This is a genomic window from Symbiobacterium thermophilum IAM 14863 (assembly GCF_000009905.1).
GTDB classification, from domain to species: Bacteria; Bacillota; Sulfobacillia; order Symbiobacteriales; family Symbiobacteriaceae; genus Symbiobacterium; species Symbiobacterium thermophilum.
In genome coordinates, this window is the sequence record NC_006177.1 from 1,313,668 (window position 1) to 1,333,295 (window position 19,628).

18 protein-coding genes and 3 pseudogenes are annotated in these 19,628 nt (G+C 68.5%); 17 read left to right on the forward strand and 4 right to left on the reverse strand.

Annotation, left to right across the window (positions count from 1 at the left end):
* Window positions 1–59: 59 nt before the first annotated feature.
* From STH_RS19905 to STH_RS06080, 11 genes and pseudogenes are all read left to right on the forward strand, one after another.
* A pseudogene (locus STH_RS19905) lies at window positions 60–734 on the forward strand (choice-of-anchor L domain-containing protein); the annotation flags it as partial.
* A 27-nt stretch (window positions 735–761) separates the two neighbouring features.
* Window positions 762–1,031 (forward strand): annotated as a pseudogene (locus STH_RS19910) (thrombospondin type 3 repeat-containing protein); the annotation flags it as partial.
* A gap of 12 nt (window positions 1,032–1,043) precedes the next feature.
* Window positions 1,044–1,703: pseudogene (locus STH_RS19915) on the forward strand (fibronectin type III domain-containing protein); the annotation flags it as partial.
* 598 nt (window positions 1,704–2,301) lie between these two features.
* Entirely contained in the window at window positions 2,302–3,972 is a 1,671-nt protein-coding gene (locus STH_RS06045; protein ID WP_011195317.1) for an acyl-CoA mutase large subunit family protein, read from the forward strand.
* Between the two features lie 3 nt (window positions 3,973–3,975).
* On the forward strand, window positions 3,976–4,371 hold the full coding sequence (locus STH_RS06050; RefSeq protein WP_011195318.1) for a cobalamin B12-binding domain-containing protein: 396 nt from the start codon (window positions 3,976–3,978) through the stop codon (window positions 4,369–4,371).
* 68 nt (window positions 4,372–4,439) lie between these two features.
* Window positions 4,440–4,895 carry a methylmalonyl-CoA epimerase gene (gene mce, locus STH_RS06055; protein WP_011195319.1) on the forward strand — a complete coding sequence of 152 codons (456 nt, stop codon included), beginning with the start codon at window positions 4,440–4,442 and terminating at the stop codon, window positions 4,893–4,895.
* Window positions 4,861–6,402 (forward strand): acyl-CoA carboxylase subunit beta, encoded by a 1,542-nt coding sequence (locus STH_RS06060; RefSeq protein WP_011195320.1) that lies wholly within the window; start codon window positions 4,861–4,863, stop codon window positions 6,400–6,402. The genes mce and STH_RS06060 overlap by 35 nt, the downstream gene beginning before the upstream one ends.
* A gap of 21 nt (window positions 6,403–6,423) precedes the next feature.
* Window positions 6,424–6,933 carry a biotin/lipoyl-containing protein gene (locus tag STH_RS06065; RefSeq protein ID WP_043713591.1) on the forward strand — a complete coding sequence of 170 codons (510 nt, stop codon included), beginning with the start codon at window positions 6,424–6,426 and terminating at the stop codon, window positions 6,931–6,933.
* Window positions 6,933–7,154, forward strand: coding sequence for a hypothetical protein (locus STH_RS06070; protein WP_043713594.1), 222 nt, complete (start codon window positions 6,933–6,935; stop codon window positions 7,152–7,154). Before STH_RS06065 ends, STH_RS06070 begins: the two co-directional genes overlap by 1 nt.
* Before the next feature lie 33 nt (window positions 7,155–7,187).
* Entirely contained in the window at window positions 7,188–8,537 is a 1,350-nt protein-coding gene (accC, locus tag STH_RS06075; protein WP_011195322.1) for an acetyl-CoA carboxylase biotin carboxylase subunit, read from the forward strand.
* Between the two features lie 60 nt (window positions 8,538–8,597).
* A complete protein-coding gene (locus STH_RS06080; RefSeq protein WP_011195323.1) occupies window positions 8,598–9,191 on the forward strand; it encodes a 5-formyltetrahydrofolate cyclo-ligase in 594 nt (197 codons plus the stop codon).
* Window positions 9,192–9,209: 18 nt separating this feature from the next.
* On the opposite strand, the gene STH_RS06085 is transcribed toward STH_RS06080, so the two are convergent.
* From STH_RS06085 to STH_RS06100, 4 genes are all read right to left on the reverse strand, one after another.
* Window positions 9,210–9,731: a hypothetical protein gene (locus STH_RS06085; RefSeq protein WP_011195324.1), complete on the reverse strand. Its 522-nt coding sequence runs from the start codon at window positions 9,729–9,731 to the stop codon at window positions 9,210–9,212.
* A gap of 238 nt (window positions 9,732–9,969) precedes the next feature.
* A complete protein-coding gene (locus tag STH_RS06090) occupies window positions 9,970–11,421 on the reverse strand; it encodes an IS1182-like element ISSyth2 family transposase (protein WP_043713291.1) in 1,452 nt (483 codons plus the stop codon).
* A 136-nt stretch (window positions 11,422–11,557) separates the two neighbouring features.
* Window positions 11,558–13,054: a glycerol kinase GlpK gene (glpK, locus tag STH_RS06095; protein ID WP_011195326.1), complete on the reverse strand. Its 1,497-nt coding sequence runs from the start codon at window positions 13,052–13,054 to the stop codon at window positions 11,558–11,560.
* A gap of 130 nt (window positions 13,055–13,184) precedes the next feature.
* Window positions 13,185–14,438, reverse strand: coding sequence for a Glu/Leu/Phe/Val family dehydrogenase (locus tag STH_RS06100; protein WP_011195327.1), 1,254 nt, complete (start codon window positions 14,436–14,438; stop codon window positions 13,185–13,187).
* Between the two features lie 242 nt (window positions 14,439–14,680).
* On the opposite strand from STH_RS06100, the gene STH_RS06105 reads away from it, so the two are divergent.
* From STH_RS06105 to STH_RS06130, 6 genes are all read left to right on the forward strand, one after another.
* Window positions 14,681–15,673, forward strand: coding sequence for an ABC transporter ATP-binding protein (locus STH_RS06105; protein ID WP_011195328.1), 993 nt, complete (start codon window positions 14,681–14,683; stop codon window positions 15,671–15,673).
* A complete protein-coding gene (locus STH_RS06110; protein WP_043713596.1) occupies window positions 15,670–16,509 on the forward strand; it encodes an ABC transporter permease in 840 nt (279 codons plus the stop codon). The genes STH_RS06105 and STH_RS06110 overlap by 4 nt, the downstream gene beginning before the upstream one ends.
* Complete coding sequence (locus STH_RS06115) at window positions 16,499–17,317, forward strand: ABC transporter permease (protein WP_043713598.1); 819 nt, start codon at window positions 16,499–16,501, stop codon at window positions 17,315–17,317. Before STH_RS06110 ends, STH_RS06115 begins: the two co-directional genes overlap by 11 nt.
* A 265-nt stretch (window positions 17,318–17,582) precedes the next feature.
* Window positions 17,583–18,005 carry a division/cell wall cluster transcriptional repressor MraZ gene (gene mraZ, locus STH_RS06120; protein ID WP_043713601.1) on the forward strand — a complete coding sequence of 141 codons (423 nt, stop codon included), beginning with the start codon at window positions 17,583–17,585 and terminating at the stop codon, window positions 18,003–18,005.
* A gap of 15 nt (window positions 18,006–18,020) precedes the next feature.
* A complete protein-coding gene (gene rsmH / locus STH_RS06125) occupies window positions 18,021–18,977 on the forward strand; it encodes a 16S rRNA (cytosine(1402)-N(4))-methyltransferase RsmH (RefSeq protein ID WP_011195332.1) in 957 nt (318 codons plus the stop codon).
* Between the two features lies 1 nt (window position 18,978).
* Window positions 18,979–19,485, forward strand: a complete 507-nt coding sequence (locus STH_RS06130; RefSeq protein ID WP_011195333.1) for a hypothetical protein — start codon at window positions 18,979–18,981, stop codon at window positions 19,483–19,485.
* The last annotated feature ends 143 nt before the right edge of the window (window positions 19,486–19,628 follow it).

Sequence of the window (19,628 nt, forward strand, 5' to 3'; positions counted from 1 at the left end):
CGGAGAAGTCTCCGGAGAGCGGCCTCCGCGCGATGGCCAGCGGCCTTACCGTCTCGCCGATGACCAGCGCCGAGGATCTCGCGCGGGCCCTGGTTGGCTCCGGCATCACCATCACGGGTGTTTCCTACAAGGGCATGGACGCCGCATTCGGGTCCTTCAGCGGCGGGGAAGACATCATCGGCTTTGACGAGGGCATCGTCCTCAGCACCGGCAAAGCGGTCGACGTGAAGGGCCCGAACCAGCACCCCGACACCACGACCAACTGGTGCTACCATTCGTTCTTCCTCGGCTGCCTGGACTGGCTGCTCGGCGACTACAGCGGTGACAGGGACCTCGACAAGTTGGTGCCGGATCGCACCGAGGACGCCGCCGTGCTGACGATCCACTTCATTCCTGAGAACGACGTGATCTCGTTCCAGTACGTCTTCTCCTCGGAGGAGTACAACGAGTGGGTTGGTAAGAAGTACAACGACGTCTTCGCCTTCTTCGTCAACGGCCAGAACGTCGCGACCATTCCCGGGTCCGACGACTTCGTGTCCATCAACAACGTGAACCTGAACAAGAACAGGGCCTACTACATCAACAACGCCGACGGCCACCTGAACGTCGAGATGGACGGGCTGACCGTGGTCCTGTCCATCCAGGCCAGCGTCGCTCCGGGTCAGGCGAACACGCTGAAGCTGGCCATCGCGGACGTGGCCGACGGCCTGTACGACTCGGCGGTGTTCATCAAGGCTGGCAGTTTCGTGGATCAGCCCGCGGACACCGATGAAGACGGCGTGCCGGATGACGCGGACAACTGCCCGCTGACGCCGAACCCGGGCCAGGAGGACAGCGACGGGGACGGCATCGGCGACGCCTGCGATGAGGACGACGACAACGACGGCGTGCCGGATGACGCGGACAACTGCCCGCTGACGCCGAACCCGGGCCAGGAGGACAACGACGGGGACGGCATCGGGGACGCCTGCGATGAGGACGACGACAACGACGGCGTGCCGGATGACGCGGACAACTGCCCGCTGACGCCGAACCCGGGCCAGGAGGACAGCGACGGTGACGGCATCGGCGACGCCTGCGATGAGGACTACGCGCCGCCCCACTGGCCTGAGGATGCCGACCTGTACATCGTCGAACTCTGCGGTGTCGTGACGCTCTCGTGGGATCCGGCCTCCGGCCAGAATCTGACCTACTTCGTCTACGTCAACGGCGACGTCTACGCTGAGACCACCGAGACCTCGGTGGATCTGACGGGCCTGACCCCGAGCACCAGCTATACGATTGCGGTGCGGGCCCGCGACGGCGGAGGCGCCTGGGCCGAGGGCGGCCCCGAGAAGACCTACACCACGAACCCGCCTGACGCGGGCGGCCTGGGGGTGACGTGGATCAAGCCGCAGCCGGGTGACACCGCCGTGGCTGGCGAGGTCTACGTGATCCAGTTCCGCTGGGGCGACTGCTCGGGCAACCTGTTCGACCGGACCGTTGCCGTGCGGGTGCGGGATGGTGCTACGAATGCCCTCGTCGCGGGGTTCGGTTACGGCAATCCCATCCGCTACGAGGATGGCATCTACGTGCTACCGTTGGACACTGCCCAGTTTGCGGCGATGCGCAACGGCGGGATCTTCAAGATCATGGTGTACTTTGGGAGCAAGCTGCGCAGCACCACCGAGCTGGTGATCCTGTCGAGCGGCTCCGCCGAGTAGCGCCCGGGCGCAGCTCCCGGCAGGTGGCCTGCGTGCGGCCGACCCGCTGGAACCACGGTTCCGGCGGGTCGGCCGAGACTTGGTCGGCGCGTATCGAACCTTTTGCCCACCGCGTGCGTGTATAGGGTAAAAGCCCAGGAAAGGTGGCGTCAGAGATGAGCGGGCGCATGGTGAGCAGGGCGCGTGAAAGATCAGACGTCCCGATGTCTCTCGCGGTCTGGCTGCGGTACCAAGTCGAATCCATTCCCCACGTTGCCGCGAGGGACGGCCAGTTCTCGGCCCGCTGTGCGGCGGCCTCCCTCCGTGTGAAGCTCGGTGGGGCACTGCGGGCTAACCTGATCGACCCCGCCACGGCTGCAGAGTTGAATGCGATGTTGGACCAGGTCGGGCGGATCGAGGAGCCGGCCTGAGCGGCGTGAATAGAAGAGAGAGCCACCTCGGGTCTGCCCCGAGGTGGCCTTTCCCTTTATTCCAGGAGGAACCATTCTCTCTGCGCCGAACACTAAGGAATATTCGCCGTAGATCGGCTCGTAGGTCATATGTGAAAAGAGTAACTACAATGGCGTCCCCATTCCGCGCGAAGCAGAGGTGATGACCCTTGTCCAGCGACCCGAACCGCATCGGGGCCGAGCAGGAGCGGTGGCACAAGGAGACCGTGACGCCTGCCCTTGCCCGCTTCCCCGAGCAGAAGGAGACGTTCACCACCAACTCCGGCATCCCCGTGCAGCGGCTGTATACGCCGGCCGATGTGCCGGTCGACTACCTGCGCGACCTGGGGTTCCCCGGCGAGTACCCCTTCACCCGGGGCGTGCAGCCGACCATGTACCGGGGTCGCTTCTGGACCATGCGCCAGTACGCGGGGTACGGCACCGCCGAAGCGTCCAACCGGCGGTACCGCTACCTCCTGGAGAACGGCCAGTCCGGCCTCTCCGTCGCCTTCGACCTGCCCACCCAGATCGGCTACGATTCCGACTCCCCGTACGCGGAGGGCGAGGTTGGAAAGGTCGGCGTCGCCATCGACACGCTGGCGGACATGGAGACCCTCTTCGAGGGCATCCCCCTGGACAAGGTTTCCACCTCCATGACCATCAACGCCCCTGCGGCGGTGCTGCTGGCCATGTACATCGCCGTGGCGGAGAAGCAGGGTGTGAAGCCCGTCCAGCTCACCGGGACGATCCAGAACGACATCCTGAAGGAGTATGCCGCCCGGGGCACCTACATCTTCCCGCCCGCGCCCTCGATGCGGCTGGTTACGGACATCTTCGCCTACTGCGCCCGGGAGGTCCCCCGCTGGAACACCATCTCCATCTCCGGCTACCACATCCGGGAGGCCGGCGCCACCGCGGCGCAGGAGGTGGGGTTCACCCTGGCCAACGGCATCGCCTACGTGGAGGCGGCCATCCGCGCGGGGCTCGCGGTGGACACGTTCGCCCCGCAGCTTTCCTTCTTCTTCAACGCCCACAACGACTTCTTCGAGGAGGTCGCCAAGTTCCGCGCCGCCCGGCGCCTGTGGGCCCGGATCATGCGGGAGCGGTTCAAGGCGCAGGACCCCCGGAGCTGCATGCTGCGGTTCCACACCCAGACCGGCGGATCCACGCTGACGGCGCAGCAGCCGATGAACAACATCGTGCGGGTGACGCTCCAGGCCTTCGCGGCCGTGTGCGGGGGTACCCAGTCGCTGCACACCAACTCCTGGGATGAGGCCCTGGCCCTGCCCACCGAGGAGTCGGTGCGGGTGGCCCTGCGCACGCAGCAGATCATCGCGTATGAGAGCGGCGCCACGGCGACCATCGATCCGCTGGCCGGTTCGTACTACGTCGAGCACCTCACCGGCGAGATCGAGCGGCAGGCGATGGCGTACATCGCGAAGATCGACGAGATGGGCGGCGCCGTGCGGGCGATCGAGCGGGGCTACATGCAGCGGGAGATCCAGGAGGCGGCCTACCAGTACCAGCGGCAGGTGGAGAGCGGCGAGCGGGTCGTTGTCGGCGTCAACCGGTTCCAGGTGGAGGAGCCGGCGCCGACCAACCTGCTGCGGGTCGACCCGGCGGTGCAGGAGGCCCAGCGGCGGAAGCTGGCGGAGGTGAAGGCCCGGCGGGATCAGGCGGCCGTCGGCCGGGCGCTGGCGGCCCTCAGGGCGGCGGCTGCCGGGACCGACAACCTGATGCCTCCCATCCTGGAGGCCGTCAAGGCCTACGCCACGCTCCAGGAGATCTGCGACGTCCTCCGGGACGTCTTCGGCGAATACCATCCGACGGAGGAGCTGTAGACCATGCGCACGATTCGCGTGCTCGTCGCCAAGCCGGGCCTGGACGGCCACGACCGCGGCGCCAAGGTGGTGGCCCGGGCGTTCCGGGACGCCGGGTTCGAGGTGATCTACACCGGCCTGCGCCAGACCCCGGAGCAGATCGCCGAGGCCGCCCTGCAGGAGGACGTGGACGTGGTCGCGCTTTCGATCCTCTCCGGGGCTCACAACACCCTGCTGCCCAGGACGGTCGCGGCCCTCCGGGCGCGCGGGCTGGACGACGTGCTGGTCCTGGCCGGCGGGGTCATCCCGGCGGAGGACATCCCCGCGCTGAAGGCCGCAGGCATCGCCGAGGTCTTCACCCCGGGCACGCCCACCCGGGCCGCGGTGGAGTTCATCCGGCAGCGGCTCCAGCCGGCATGACGGCGCAGGTTAGCACCCGATTTTAGGATCTGGTTATTAGGATCTGGTCATAAGAAGGGGTACATGCTATGATGATGGAGATCGATCATATCGGCATCGCCGTCCGTGACCTGCAGGCGCAGATCGCGCTGTACCGGGACCGGTTGGGGCTGCGCTTCGAGGGCGTTGAGGAGGTGCCGGCGCAGAAGGTGCGGGTGGCCTTCTTCGCCGCAGGCGGCGCGCGCGTGGAGCTGCTGGAGTCGACCGCGCCGGACGGGCCCATCGCCCGGCACATCGAGCGGCGCGGGGAGGGGCTGCACCACGTGGCGTACCGGGTGGCCGACATCCGGGCCGCCATGGCGGAGGCCCGGGCGCAGGGGATGGAGCTCGTCGACCAGGAGCCCCGCCCTGGCGCCCACGGCGCACTGGTCTGCTTCCTGCACCCCAGGTCGACGGGCGGCGTGCTGACCGAGCTGGTGCAGCACGTGGGGAGTGAATGGCAGCGTGAGCATGGAGGACCTGGTGGCGGAGCTTCACGGCCGTGAGGCGCGGCTCCGCCTGGGCGGTGGGGAGAAGGCCCTGGCCAAGCGGAAGGAACAGGGGAAGCTGACGGCCAGGGAGCGGCTGGAACTCCTGTTTGACCCCGGCTCCTTCGTGGAGATCGACCTGCACGTGCGCCACCGCGGCACGGAGCTGGGCATGGACCAGCGGGAGACCCCCGCCGACGGGGTGATCACCGGCTTCGGGACCGTGGACGGGCGCACGGTGTACGCCTTCTCCCAGGACTTCACGGTGATGGGCGGCTCGCTGGGGGAGATGCACGCCCAGAAGATCGTGAAGGTGCAGCAGATGGCGATGAAGGCCGGCTGCCCGATCGTGGGCATCCAGGACTCCGGCGGCGCCCGGATCCAGGAGCACATCGACGCGCTGAACGGCTACGGCCGGATCTTCTATCACAACACCCTCGCCAGCGGCGTCATCCCCCAGATCTCGGTCATCATGGGGCCCTGCGCCGGCGGCGCCGTCTACTCGCCCGGTCTGACGGATTTCATCTTCATGGTGGACAAGACCAGCTACATGTACATCACCGGCCCCGAGGTGATCAAGGCCGTCACCGGCGAGGCCACGACCCACGAGGACCTGGGCGGGGCCCGGGCCCACGCCGAGAAGTCCGGGGTGGCCCACTTCCGGGCGCCGGACGAGCCCTCCTGCCTGGCAGCCGTCCGGCGGCTGCTCTCGTTCCTGCCGCCCAACAACGTGGACGACCCGCCGCCGGGGCCGCTGACCGACCCCGTCGACCGCATGGAGGAGCGGCTGCTCCACGTGGTCCCGGAGAACCCCAACAAGCCGTACGACGTGCGGGAGGTGATCACCGCCGTCGTCGATCACGGCGATTTCCTGGAAGTGCAGCCCGGCTGGGCCATGAACATGGTCGTGGGCTTCGCACGGCTCGGCGGCCGGACGGTGGGCATCGTGGCCAACCAGGCGCGGGTGCTGGCCGGCTGCATCGACATCAACGCCTCCGACAAGGCGGCACGGTTCATCCGGTTCTGCGACGCCTTCAACATCCCCGTGATCACCTTCGTGGACACGCCGGGCTACCTGCCCGGCACCGCCCAGGAGCACGGCGGCATCATCCGGCACGGCGCCAAGCTGCTGTACGCGTACTGCGAGGCGACGGTGCCCAAGCTGGTGGTCGTGCTCCGGAAGGCGTACGGCGGCGCCTACCTGGCGATGTCCGCCCAGTCCCTGGGCGCCGACTTCACGGTCGCCTGGCCCACCGCGGAGATCGCGGTCATGGGTGCGGACGGGGCGGCCAACATCCTGTTCAAGCCGGGCCCCGAGGTGGAGGATCCCCAGGCGGCCCGGGCGGAGTGGGTCGCCCGGTACAAGGAGAAGTTCAACACCCCGTACAACGCCGCCGGCCGCGGATTCGTCGAGGCGGTCATCGATCCCCGCCGGACCCGTCCGATGCTGGCCCGGGCGCTGCAGGCCCTGGGGACGAAGCGGGAGTCCCGCCCGGCGAAAAAGCACGGCAACTTCCCGGTGTAAGCGGTCAAAGGAGGATGGCGGATGACCAGACGGTTTCGGGTGACCATCGGCGGCGTGACCTACAACGTGGACGTGGAGGAACTGACCCCGGCCGCCGGGGCCGGCTTCAGCCCTGCGGCACCGGGTCCCGCGGGCATCGCCGCGGCCGCCGGACCCTCCCCCGCGGCGTCGGCTGCGGCCCCGGCCGCGCCGCCTGTAATGGCGGCGCCCCCGGCCGCCGTTGCGCCTGCCCCCGCGGCCGCGCCTGCGTCCGCAGCGGCGTCGGCCCCCGCCCCGGCGGCCCAGCCTGCGGCCTCCGGCGGCGCCGCTCCCGCGGAGGGCAAGGCGGTCTGCGCGCCCCTGCCCGGCATGATCGTCAGCGTGCCGGTGCAGGTGGGGCAGCAGGTGCGTGAGGGCGACGTGGTGGCGGTGCTGGAGGCCATGAAGATGGAGAACGACATCACGAGCCCCTACGCAGGGACCGTGAAGCAGGTCCTGGTGAGCAAGGGCACGTCGGTCTCGATGAACGACCCGCTGGTGGTGATCGGCTGATGGCAGGTCCGTGGCGAGCCCAGCTGCCGGCAGAGGTGGTGGCGGTCATCACCGCCGCCATCTCGGCGGCGATGGATCAGCCCGTGGGCAGTTTTGCGATCCGTTCCATTGAGCCCGCGGCGACGGCGTGGGGGAACGGGCCGGCGGCCAGCGGCTGGGCGAAGGCCGGCGTGGTGCAGGCGCACCTGACCCGGGCGCAGTTCGGCGCACGCATCCGCTAGCGGACGCCAGAGCAGGGAGGGAGAGCGCAGAGCATGTTCAAGAAGGTTCTGATCGCGAACCGGGGCGAGATCGCCATCCGGATCATCCGGGCCTGCCGGGAGCTGGGGATCAAGACGGTGGCCGTGTTCTCCGAGGCCGACCGGGAGGCGCTGCACGTGCGCATGGCCGACGAGGCCCACTACATCGGGCCCGCGCCCTCCAACCAGTCGTACCTCTCGGTGCCGGCGATCATCACCGCGGCGACGGCCAGCGGGGCGGATGCCATCCATCCCGGCTACGGCTTCCTGGCGGAGAACCCGTTCTTCGCCGAGGCCTGCCGCCAGTGGAACATCGCCTTCATCGGGCCCCACCCCGAGGCGATCCGGGCGATGGGGATGAAGGACGCCTCCAAGGCCCTCATGAAGAAGGCCGGGGTGCCAACCATCCCCGGCTCGGACGGTGTGGTGGAGAGCGAGGCCGAGGCCCTCAGGGTCGCGGAGGAGATCGGCTACCCGGTGATGGTGAAGGCGACGGCCGGCGGCGGCGGCCGGGGCATCCGCATCGCCAACAGCCCCGATGAGCTGGTGCAGGCCCTGCAGAAGGCCGCCAGCGAGGCCGGGGCGGCCTTTGGCAACGCCGCCGTGTTCGTGGAGAAGTACATCCAGGTGGGGCGGCACATCGAGGTGCAGGTGCTGGGCGACCAGCACGGCAACATCATCCACCTGGGGGAGCGGGAGTGCTCGATCCAGCGGCGCCGGCAGAAGATGCTGGAGGAGGCGCCGGCTCCGTTCCTTCCCGAGGAGACCCGGCAGCGGATTCGGGAGGCCGGCGTGCGGGCCGCCCGGGCGGTGGGCTACGACAACGCCGGCACGGTGGAGATGATCTACGACGAGATGACCGGGGAGTTCTACTTCCTGGAGATGAACACCCGGATTCAGGTGGAGCACCCGGTGACCGAGGCGGTGACGGGCATCGACCTGGTCAAGGCCCAGATCCGCGTCGCGGCCGGCGAGCCCCTGCCGTGGAAGCAGGAGGACATCGTGATTCGCGGCCACGCCATCGAGTGCCGGGTCAACGCCGAGGATCCCGACAACAAGCTGTACCCCTCGACGGGGACGGTCACGGCCCTGGAGATCCCCGGCGGCCCCTGGACCCGCTGGGACGGCATGCTCTACCCAGGCTACCAGATGAAGCCGTTCTACGACTCGCTGGTGGGCAAGATCATCGTCTGGGGCGAGGACAGGAGCGACGCCATCGCCAAGATGCAGCGGGCGCTGGCCGAGTTCCGGGTGGAGGGCATCAAGACCACGGTGCCGGTCCACCAGCGCATCCTGGCGTCGTCCGAGTTCCGGGAGGGCCGGTACTCCGTCGAGTGGCTGGAGGGTTTCCTGGGCATAAAGTAGAAGAGGGCCGGGCGAATGCCCGGCCTTTGCCATGTTGCCTGCACCAGGGAGGCGTTCGGCGTGGATCTCAGCAAGCAGGAGCTTCGTCGCAGGATGATCGCCGCCCGACAGGCCCTGGATCCGGCCGAGCGCGCCCGGTTGAGCGGGAGGGCCCAGCGGGCGGTGCTCGCCGCGCCGGAGTGGGCCCGTGCACGGACGGTACTCCTCTACATCCCCGTGCGCGGGGAGGTCGACACCGCTGCCCTGGCCGCGGCCGGCCGTCAGGCGGGGAAGCGGCTCCTGCTGCCGCGGGTGGAACGGGCCGAGCGCGGGCTCCGGCTCCACCGGTGGGACGGCACGCCGGAACAGCTCGTCCGGGGCGCCTACGGCATCCCGGAACCGCGGCCCGACCTGCCGCAGGAGGACCCGCGCGCGGTGGACCTGGTAGTCGTACCGGGTGTGGCCTTCGACCGCCGGGGCCGCCGGCTGGGCTACGGCGGCGGCTACTACGACCGGCTCCTGCCACAGCTGGCGAGAGCGGCCGCGATCGGCCTGGGATACGGGTTTCAGCTGGTGGAGCGGCTCCCCGCCGAAGCGCACGACGTGCCACTCGACGCCCTGGCCACCGACCTGGGCCTGACCCGCTTCCCGGCGTCGGCCGATCCGTCTCCGTGACGGCGGCCGCCCGCGGCGTCACGCCTCGGCAGGGGCCCGCTCCACCCAGGCGGTGTGGACGGCGATGCCACCGTCGGGGAACACCGCCACCTGGGGAACATAGTAAAAGGACATGTTCGGGTTGCGGGCGTACCACGCCCGCACCAGGTCAGCCGTCCAGAGCGCGGCCGCCTCTTCCAGCGCCTCGGCGGTCAGGGGCACCACCGTGCGCCGGCCGTCCAGTTCGTAGGTCAGCACCGCCTGCTCCAGCGGGATTTCCGACAGCGGCACCGCGATGCGGGTCCGCCGGTGGAGGTAGGTGCCCGGGAGCAGCCGGAAGTCGATGGGCGTGAAGTAGACGCCCGAGTTGCGGAAGGGCCCCAGGAGCGGCTCGGCCCACTGGGCGTACAGGGAGCGGTAGAAGGACTCGAACCTCTGCCACCGTTCGGACTCGGGGAAGGCGCTGGCCGGCAGCAGGCCCTTGTCGAGGATGCCGGGCAGGCTCTCGTCACCGCCCATCAGGTAGTGGTACAGCGTGTCGACGCGGCAGACGGTTGCCAAAGTTTCCTCACCTCGCAAGAACCTGTACGACGGCGGTTTTTCCGGTTCCTTCGTACTCAGGTACGATTTGAGGCCGGGGGCTTCGGCCCCCGGCCTCAGGCTGCAGACAAAGGCGCCTCTTGTGGCCGCTCAGCGGCTCACAGGAGGCGCTTCTTGGTATGTACTTCCAGAAATTCGCCTGGATTTGCCTCAGTTGGGTGCTGGGGAAGTGGGAAACGGAGGGTCTTTCCCGGTATCCTTAGGCGCTCAAGGCATACGAAGATCGCCGGCTCTCTAAGAGGGCCAGCTTCTTCAAGTTCTGCGCCAGGGCCGACACCAGGCACTGGTGCTGCACACGTTTTCGGCCTCTGTATCGCGCATACCGCAGACCGTGCAACTCTTTGGCATCGGCAAAACTGCGCTCTACCGTTTCCCGCCGACGCTGTGCGAGGCGCTGCCCTTCATCCGTCTTCACAAACTCCCGCGCCTCTTCCCGCAGGTGCTCGTAGAGGTGGCGATGGATCACTTTCTGCTTCGTGGTGGAGCGAGTACACTGGCCAAGGAGTGGACACGACGCACAAACCGAAGCATCGGATCGGTAGACTCGGTAGCCGTCACGGTTGGTGGTGACGTACGTCAGCCACTGCTTGGCCGGGCAGCGGTAGGCATCCCGTGAAGCGTCATACTTGAAGCGCCACTTGCCCATCAGTTCCTTGGGCGAAGGGTGACGGCGATGCGCTACCGCAGCCTGAATCCCTCGCTTGGACAGCAGGTGCAGAACCTCCAAGGTGTTGTACCCGGCATCGACTCCAACCTTCTCGACCTTCAGCCCGTGCCGGTCAACACGGGAAAGGCACGTGGGGTAAACCTGGGCGTCGGTCATCGCCGCCGACGTGACGAGCACGTCGAGGATGAAGCCGTGGCGACCATCGACGGTGCGGTGCTGCAGGTAGTGAAACCCGTCAGGCTTCCCCTCACGGCGAAGCATCGCCGCTTCCGGGTCCGTCAGGCTGACCGTCATCTCGTCAACCGACAGATCCGGCTGCGGGTCTTCTTTGCGTTCGGGCAAGGGCTTCAGCCCGTGGGCCTCGCGGTCAGCGTTCACTGCGGCCAGTAAGCCATCCTCCGTATCATCATTTGCCGCACACTCTTCCCGTTCGGCCCGACGAGCCGCCAGGTGCCGTTCCCGGGCTCTGGCGATGTCCTCCAGGGTAACGCCTTTCGTACCTTCTTTGGCAATCCGACGCTTGTTGGCGTTTGCCTTCAGGTGGCTGGAATCGGTGAAGATCATGCGACCATCGATGTATCCGGCATCAATGGCCTGCTTGACGACATGGTCGAACAGTTCCTCAAACAGGCCGGAGTCCTTCCACCGACGGCTGTAGTTCTTACCTGGCGTGGTGAAGTGCGGGACCGGATCGGTAAGCCCCAACCCCAAGAACCAGCGGTAGGCGACGTTGACCCGGATCTCCTCGACCAAACGCCGATCCGATCGGATGCCGAAGAGGTATGCGATGAGCTCCATCTTCACCAGCACTACTGGATCGATGGCCGGTCGCCCCCGGTCGCTGTAGAACCTGGCCGTGCGTTCCCGGATGAAGTCAGTATCAAGTATCGCTTGGATCTTCCGGAGCAAATGATCTTGGGGCACCAAGTCTTCGATCAGCACGAGCTCATACTTGCGCTGAGCATGTCCATGTTCCCGAAGCACCGCATTCACCACCGCCAGATACTGCTTATGTTGCCATTGTACAACAAAATCCGGGCACCCGCGAGGGGTTACCCGGATTTTGTCTTCAACCTGAGGCCGGGGGCTTCGGCCCCCGGCCTTCTCCGTGCGCCTGTGTCTACTCGGCGGCCCAGCCCCGGGCGCGCTCCACCGCCCGTCGCCAGCCGGCGTAGAGCCGTTCTCTCTCCTCGGCCGGCAGGGCCGGGGTGAAGCCCCGGTCCAGGGCCCACTTGTCGGCCAGTTCCGCCTGGCTGCGCCAGAAGCCGGTCGCCAGGCCGGCCAGGTAGGCCGCACCCAGGGCCGTGGTTTCCGCGATCTTCGGCCGCTCGACCGGTACGCCGAGGATGTCGGACTGGAACTGCATGAGGAAGTTGTTGGCGACGGCACCGCCGTCCACCTTCAGCCGGTTCAGCCGGATGCCCGAGTCCTTCTCCATCGCCCCCAGCACGTCGCGGGTCTGGTACGCAATGGACTCCAGCGTGGCCCGGGTGATGTGGGCCCGGCCCGTGCCCCGGGTGAGGCCCACGACGATGCCGCGGGCGTACATGTCCCAGTACGGAGCTCCGAGGCCCACGAAGGCCGGCACCACGTACACCCCGCCCGAGTCGGGGACGGAGAGGGCCAGGGCCTCGGAATCGGCCGCGCGGTCGAAGAAGCGGAGCTCGTCCCGCAGCCACTGCACCGCCGCGCCGCCGATGAAGATCGAGCCCTCCAGCGCATACTCCACCCGGTCGCCGATGCCCCAGGCGATGGTGGTGAGCAGACCGCTCTCCGACGGCACTGCCCGGTCGCCGGTGTTCATCAGCATGAAGCAGCCGGTCCCGTAGGTGTTCTTGGCATCGCCCGGCTGGAAGCAGGCCTGCCCGAAGAGCGCCGCCTGCTGGTCCCCCGCCACGCCGGCGATGGGGATGGCCGCGCCGAGCACCGCGGGATCGGTCTCCCCGTAGACGTGGCTGGAGGGGAGGGCCCGGGGTAGCAGCGACGCCGGGATGCCGAGTTCGTGCAGGATCTCCTCGTCCCACGCGAGCTGGTGGATATTGAACAGCATGGTGCGGGAGGCGTTGGAGTAGTCGGTGGCGTGCACCCGCCCGCCGGTCAGGTTCCAGATGAGCCAGGCGTCGATGGTGCCGAAGCGCAGCCGCCCCTGCTCCGCCTTCTCCCGCACGCCGGGGACGTTGTCCAGAATCCACTTCACTTTGGTTCCCGAGAAGTAGGCGTCGATGACCAGGCCGGTCTTCTCCCGGATGCGCGGCGCCCAGCCCCGCGCCGCCAGCTCGGCGCAGATGGGGGCGGTGCGGCGGCACTGCCAGACGATCGCGTTGTACACGGGCTCGCCGGTTTCGGCGTCCCACACCACCGTCGTCTCCCGCTGGTTGGTGATGCCGATCGCGGCCACCTCGCTCAGCCGGACGCCGGTGCGGGCCAGCACGTCCTGGACGGCGCGCAGCTGGGTGGACCAGATCTCCCGGGGGTCGTGCTCGACCCAGCCGGGCTGCGGGTAGATCTGCCGGAACTCATGGTTCACCTGCCCCACGAGCCGGCCGTCCCGGTTGAAGAGGATGGCCCGGGAAGAGGTGGTTCCCTGGTCCAGGGCGAGGACGTAACCCTTGTTCATGCAAGCAGCCTCCCATCCGGCCGGGGACTTGCGCCGCCCCGGCCTTATAGGCGCCAGGCCGGAACCGTCGGGGGTTCCGGCCTGGCGCGTCATGCCCTGCGAACTGATCAGCGCCGCGCGGCCGGTCGGGCTACCTCGGGACCCAGCCGCGCTCGATCATGCCGGTGGCGAGCCGGTCCACGGCGAACAGGTAGGCCGCCTCACGCATGGAGACGTTGTAGCGCTCGCTGTACGCCAGCACGGCGGCGAAGGCGCTGGTCATGTACCGGTCGAGGCGGCGGTGCACGGTGCGTTCGGACCAGCGGAGGCCGCCCTGCTGGCCCTGCACCCACTCGAAATAAGAGACGGTCACGCCGCCGCCGTTGGCCAGGATGTCCGGGACCTGCATGATGCCCCGGTCCGCCAGCACCTGGGCGCCCTCGGGGGTGGTCGGGCCGTTGGCGCCCTCCACCACGATCGGCGCCTGGATGGTCTCGGCGACCTTGCCCGTGATCTGTCCCTCCAAGGCCGCCGGGATCAGCACATCCACCGGCAGGGCGAAGAGCTGCTCGTTGGTGAGGGGCTCGGCGCCGGGGAAGCCGGCGACGCCGCCGCGGTCCCTGGCGTACTCCGTCAGCGCGGCCACGTCGAGGCCGTCCTCCTTGTAGACGCCGCCGGTGATGTCGGTGACGCCGACGATCCTGGCCCCCAGCGCGGTGAGGGCCTGCGCCGCGCCGCGGCCCACGTTGCCAAAGCCCTGCACGGCGACCCTGGCGCCCTTCAGGTCCACCCCCCGGACCTTGCAGGCCTCGCGGGTCACGTAGGCGATGCCGAGGCCGGTGGCCCCGGTGCGGCCCTCAATGCCGCCCAGGTTGAGGCTCTTGCCGGTGAAGACCGAGAAGTCGATGGCGTTGGTGCACTTCAGGTACTCGTCGAGCATCCAGCCCATGACCCGGGAGTTGGTGTTGACGTCCGGCGCGGGGATGTCCGTATCGGGACCGATCATGTCACGCAGCCCGCGCACGTAGCCCCGGGCGATCTGCTCCACCGCGGTGGGCGGCAGGGCGTTGGGATCGCAGATGACGCCTCCCTTGGCGCCCCCGTAAGGCAGGCCGAGCACGGCGTTCTTCAGGGTCATGAGCATCGCCAGCGCCTCGACCTCTTCCTTGGTGACGTTGGGGTGGAACCGGACGCCGCCCTTGTAGGGGCCGAAGACGGCGGCGTGCTGCGACCGGTAACCCAGGAAGGTCTCAACGGATCCGTCGGGCATCGTCACCGCAATGTGAACCTCAAGCGTACGACGAGGGTTACGCAGGATCTTGTAGACGCCTTCCGAGTGGCCCAGTTTCGCGACGGCAGCACGAATCGTCTCCTGGGTATCTCGGAAGAACTCCTGGCCAGTCATGAGTGAGATCCTCCCTTCGATCCTTCGGTACGGACACCCATGGCTGTATTCAGCACGCCTGGTCGCCAGTCCTGCCGCCGGAGGGGGGGCGAACGCCCCCTTTTTTGAATACCCGGAAATGCCTGTCCCGCAGGCGCTATAGCCCCATATGCGCGAACGGTATATACAACTCTGGAACCTCCGCCGCCGGCTCAACGTCTAGCAAAGCAACATCCGCATAGGGACAGGAGGAGGGTTCAGGCATGACGATCATCACTGTACGGGGTCTGCGCAAGGTCTTCCGGGTACACCGCAAGCCGGAGTCCTCCTGGGCCCGCCTCCGGGCCGCGCTGCGGCCGCAGACGGTGGAGGTGGAGGCCGTGAGGGGCATCGACCTCACGGTGGACCGGGGCGAGATGCTGGCCTTCATCGGCCCCAACGGCGCCGGGAAGTCCACCACGATCAAGATGCTCACCGGCATCCTCCACCCCACGGCCGGGCAGGCCGAGGTGCTCGGCCTCGTCCCCTGGCGTGACCGGCAGCGCCTCGCGTTCCGGATCGGCTCGGTGTTCGGACAGAGATCGCAGCTTTGGCTGCACCTGCCGCCCGTGGACACGTTCAACCTGCTGGCCCGCATCTATGAGCTGGACTGGCTGGCGTACCTGCGGCGGCGGGCGGAGCTGGTGGAGCTGTTCGAGCTCGGGGAGATCATGCACACGCCCGCCCGGAAGTTGAGCCTGGGGCAGCGGATGCGCTGTGAGATCGCGGCCAGCCTCCTGCACCGGCCGGAGATCCTCTTCCTCGACGAGCCCACGATCGGGCTGGACCCGGTGGCCAAGGGGGCGATCCGGGACCTGATCCGCCGGGCCAACCGGGAGGAGCGGGTGACCGTTTTCCTCACCTCCCACGACGCTGGCGATATCGAGCACCTCTGCAAGCGGGTGGTGATCATCAACCGGGGCCAGGTCATCCTGGACGGATCGGTGGGCGCCCTGAAGCGGGACTACATGCCGGAGCGGCAGATCGACCTGAAGCTGGCCGCGCCCGTCGCGGACGAGCTGAGCCTGCCGGGCGTGCGGGTGCTGAAGGCCTCCGCCTACGGGCTGAAGCTCGCGGTGGATACCCGGGTCTCCCCCATCGAGGCGACGGTGAGCCAGTTGCTCCGGACTTACCCGGTCCAGGACATCGCCATCACCATGCCGCCCATGGAGCAGGTGATCGCGGCGATTTACCAGGGGAAGGGGGTGGCCGGATGAGCGGTCGCTCCACGAAGCCGGGCGGTTCCCTGAGGCGTGTGGGCCGCCGTGTCATGAAGTACGCCGAGGTCGGGCGGATCGCCGTGCGGTCCGGCTGGGCGTACCTGTGGAACCAGCTGCTGGCCACCCTCTTCCTGGTGGTGGTGCTGTACGTCTTCGTCCAGCTCTGGCGGACCACCTTCGCCGCCGAGGGGCCGGTGATCGACGGCTACACCCTCCCGGAGATGATCTGGTACCTGGTGGCCACCGAGGCGATCATCCTCTCGCTGCCCCGGGTTCACGCCGTGCTGGAGCAGGAGGTGAAGGACGGCGACCTGGCCCTGCGGCTCTCCAGACCGTACTCCTACCTGGGATTCCACTACGCCTCCTTCCTGGGGGAAGCCCTGGTGAAGCTGGCGGTCATGCTGCTGGTCGGCGGCGCGACGGCCTACCTGACGGTGGGGCCGATCCCGTTCCGCTGGGGGACTGCCCCGCTGCTGCTGCTCCTCTACCTGACGACCCACGCCCTGAACTTCTTCTACGTCGCGACCGCGGGCCTGCTGGCCTTCTGGGCGGAGGACGTGCTGGGGATCTACCTGCTCCTCGACCGGCTGAAGTGGATCCTGGGCGGCATGCTGATCCCCGTCGGGCTCTACCCGGAAGCCGTACGGCGGCTGGTCCGGTGGCTGCCCTTCCGGCACATGATCGGCGGGCCGGCGGAGCTGTTCGTGCACTTCTCGTGGGACGGGGCGGCGGCCCTGCTCCGCCAGCAGGCGCTGTGGCTGGTGGTCTTCGGGGTCATCTGCGTCGGCATTTACCGGCTCGGGGTAAGGAGGGTGGACCTGAATGGCGGCTAGGCCCACGGGGCTCTTCGACGTCCTCCTCAGGCAGGCGGCGTTCGTCGGCGCTTATATGAAGGCCAACCTGGCGTCGGCGCTGGAGTACCGCGCCTCCCTTGTCTCGCAGGTGCTCGGCATGTTCATCAACAACGCCCTCTGGGTCTTCTTCTGGACGCTCTACTTCACCCGCTTCCCGGTGCTCCGGGGCTGGACCCTGGAGGATGTGGTGGTGCTCTGGGCCGCGGCGTCCACCAGCTACGGCCTGGCGGTGGGGCTGATGGGCAACGTGCGGCGGCTGCCGCAGCTGATCGTGCAGGGGCAGCTGGACTACTTCCTGGCTCTGCCCAAGGACGTGCTGCTGCACGTGCTGGTGAGCCAGATCCGGATGATCCACCTGGGCGACCTGCTCTTCGGGCCGGTGGTGCTGCTGGCGGTGGTGCGTCCCACCTGGGGGCAGGTTGCGGTTTTCGCCGCCGCAACGGTGCTGGCGGCGCTGGTGCTCCTGGGCTTCCTCATCCTGTTGGGTTCGCTGACCTTCTTCCTGGGCAGCGCCGAAGCCGTGACTGACCAGGTGCACAACGCCCTGCTCCACTTCGCCACCTACCCGGCGACCATCTTCGACGGCGGCGTCCGGGTGCTGCTGTACACCGTGCTGCCCGCGGCGTTCATCTCCACCGTGCCGGTGGAACTGGTGCGGTCCTTCTCCTGGACGGGGATGCTGTGGCTGGCCTGCGCGGCTGCCGCATTCATGGGGCTCGGGATCTGGACGTTCCGCCGGGGCCTGCGCCGCTACGAGTCCGGCAACCTGATGATGATGCGCTCCTGAGATTTTCTCCCGCCCCGCTGTCCCGTGCCCTCCGCCTGCTTGCCCCGGACGGGCCTGAAAGCTTCCGTGCGGTTGCCCGCCTCCCGAAATGGGAGGCGGGCTTCTTTGCAGGAAACCCTTGCCTTTTGCCCGCTCCATGGTACTATAGTGGTGAAGAGTGGTGGAAAGTGGGGCGCTGTCCCATTGAACGGGCGGTGCCCGCCCGCACCCCTTCACCATGCGGCCGGCGCCGCTGCAGGGCGCCCGGCGGCGGGGGACGACAGCCATGTTCATGGGCGAGTTCCAGCACGCGATCGACGCAAAGGGGCGGCTCATCATCCCGGCCAAGCTGCGCGAGGGGCTGGGTGAGCGCTTTATTGCCACCAAGGGGCTGGACCGTTGCCTGTTCGTCTTTCCGCTGGCCGAGTTCGAGGCCGTCAGCCAGAAGCTGCGGGGCCTCGGGATGAGCTCCAGCGCCGCCCGCGCCTTCAACCGCCTGTTCTTCTCCGGCGCCACCGAGTGCGAGCTGGATCCGCAGGGCCGCATCCTGCTGCCCGCCAACCTGCGGGAGTACGCCGGCATCCAGAAGGACTGCGTCATCGTCGGCGTGGAGAACCGGGTCGAGATTTGGGCGGCGGAGCGCTGGGCAGAGTACAGTGAGGAGGCCGGCGAGCTCTACACCGAGATCGCGGAGAAGCTGGGCTTTTGACCGGAGGTTGTTCCCGTGGCCTTTCACCACATCCCCGTGCTCCTGCAGGAGACCATGGAAGCGCTGGCCGTGCGGCCGGGCGGCACCTACATCGACTGCACGGTCGGAGGCGGCGGCCACGCGGCGGAGATCCTCCGCCGGTCGTCTCCCGACGGCCGCCTGATCGGGCTCGACCAGGACGAGAACGCCCTCCGGGCAGCCGGCGACCGGCTGGCGCCCTTCGGCGACCGGGTGACGCTCGTCCGGACCAACTTCGAACACGTCGCCGACGTGGCGGACCGGCTCGGCCTCGGCGCCGCGGACGGCGTGCTCATGGACATCGGCGTCTCCTCCCACCAGTTCGATGAGGGGGAGCGGGGCTTCAGCTACCACCACGACGCCCCCCTGGACATGCGCATGGACCGCACCCGCCCCCTGACCGCGGCGGTGCTGGTCAACGAGTGGGAGGAGGAGGAGATCGCCCGGGTGATCCGGGAGTACGGCGAGGAGCGCTGGGCGAGCCGCATCGCGCAGTTCATCGTACGGGCCCGCCGCCAGCGCCCCATCGAGACCACCGGCCAGCTGGTGGAGATCATCAAGGCGGCCATCCCCGCGTCCGCCCGGCGGGAAGGGGGGCACCCCGCCCGCCGCACCTTCCAGGCGATCCGCATCGCCGTCAACGACGAGCTGGGAGCGCTGGAGCGGGGGCTGGAAGGCGCCCTGCGGGTGCTCCGGCCCGGCGGCCGGCTGGCGGTGATCACCTTCCACTCGCTGGAGGACCGCATCGTCAAGCAGACCTTCGCCCGGTGGGCGAAGCCCTGCACCTGCCCGCCGGACCTGCCGGTCTGCGTCTGCGGCAAGGCGCCCCTGGCCGAGCCCGTCACCCGCAAGCCGGTGCGGGCGTCGGGGGCGGAAGTGAAGGCCAATCCCCGGTCGCGGAGTGCGACGCTCCGGGCCGTTGTCAAGCTTCAGGCAGGCGAGGAGGCGAAGTGAGATGTCGGCTGCACCGCAATGGAACCGGGTCCCGAAGGTCCAGCCCGCTCCCCAAGTCGCGCCGGCGCCCCGGCCGGTGCCGCGTCCGGCGCGCCCCCGGGTCAGCATCCCCGCGGTGCTCGGCCTGGCCGGGGCCTGGGCCCTGCTGATCTTCCTCGCCTTCGCGGTGGTGCAGACCCGGATGGAGATCCGCGCGGTGGAGGCCGCCACGGCGCAGGCGCAGCGGCAGATCGCCCACCTGCAGGAGCAGAACCGCGCGCTGGAGGCGATGATCGCCAACGCCGCGTCGGTGGAGGAGGTCCAGCGATGGGCGCTGGCCCACGGCATGCGGCCGCCCGCCGGGGTCGACGGGACGCTGGAGGGGCGTGCCGAGGCGGTGGCGGTGCGCACCCCTGCCCAGCCTGCGGCCGCAGAACCCGTGGCGACCGAGGAGGCGCCGACGCTCTGGCAGGCGTTGCGCGACCGCTTTACCGAGCGGGTGGGCGCGCTGGCCGCGGGCCTGCGGTAACCGAAAGAATGGGAAGACGAACCGCCTGAGCCGGGTAGCGGCTCAGGCGGTTTGCTCTTGCGGCGCGATCCCCTATTGCATATTCATGCGGTACCGGTCTATAATTATGCAACGGCGGCCCGCGCTTGATTCGCCGGTCACAG

Bases quoted from the DNA above. Each gene is read 5' to 3' on its own strand.
- STH_RS06050 (WP_011195318.1), top strand. From the start codon at position 3,976: ATGCGCACGATTCGCGTGCTCGTCGCCAAGCCGGGCCTGGACGGCCAC.
- mce (WP_011195319.1), top strand. From the start codon at position 4,440: ATGATGATGGAGATCGATCATATCGGCATCGCCGTCCGTGACCTGCAG.
- STH_RS06060 (WP_011195320.1), top strand. From the start codon at position 4,861: ATGGAGGACCTGGTGGCGGAGCTTCACGGCCGTGAGGCGCGGCTCCGC.
- STH_RS06065 (WP_043713591.1), top strand. From the start codon at position 6,424: ATGACCAGACGGTTTCGGGTGACCATCGGCGGCGTGACCTACAACGTG.
- STH_RS06070 (WP_043713594.1), top strand. From the start codon at position 6,933: ATGGCAGGTCCGTGGCGAGCCCAGCTGCCGGCAGAGGTGGTGGCGGTC.
- accC (WP_011195322.1), top strand. From the start codon at position 7,188: ATGTTCAAGAAGGTTCTGATCGCGAACCGGGGCGAGATCGCCATCCGG.
- glpK (WP_011195326.1), bottom strand. From the start codon at position 13,054: ATGAACAAGGGTTACGTCCTCGCCCTGGACCAGGGAACCACCTCTTCC.
- STH_RS06100 (WP_011195327.1), bottom strand. From the start codon at position 14,438: ATGACTGGCCAGGAGTTCTTCCGAGATACCCAGGAGACGATTCGTGCT.
- STH_RS06105 (WP_011195328.1), top strand. From the start codon at position 14,681: ATGACGATCATCACTGTACGGGGTCTGCGCAAGGTCTTCCGGGTACAC.
- STH_RS06110 (WP_043713596.1), top strand. From the start codon at position 15,670: ATGAGCGGTCGCTCCACGAAGCCGGGCGGTTCCCTGAGGCGTGTGGGC.
- STH_RS06115 (WP_043713598.1), top strand. From the start codon at position 16,499: ATGGCGGCTAGGCCCACGGGGCTCTTCGACGTCCTCCTCAGGCAGGCG.
- mraZ (WP_043713601.1), top strand. From the start codon at position 17,583: ATGTTCATGGGCGAGTTCCAGCACGCGATCGACGCAAAGGGGCGGCTC.
- STH_RS06130 (WP_011195333.1), top strand. From the start codon at position 18,979: ATGTCGGCTGCACCGCAATGGAACCGGGTCCCGAAGGTCCAGCCCGCT.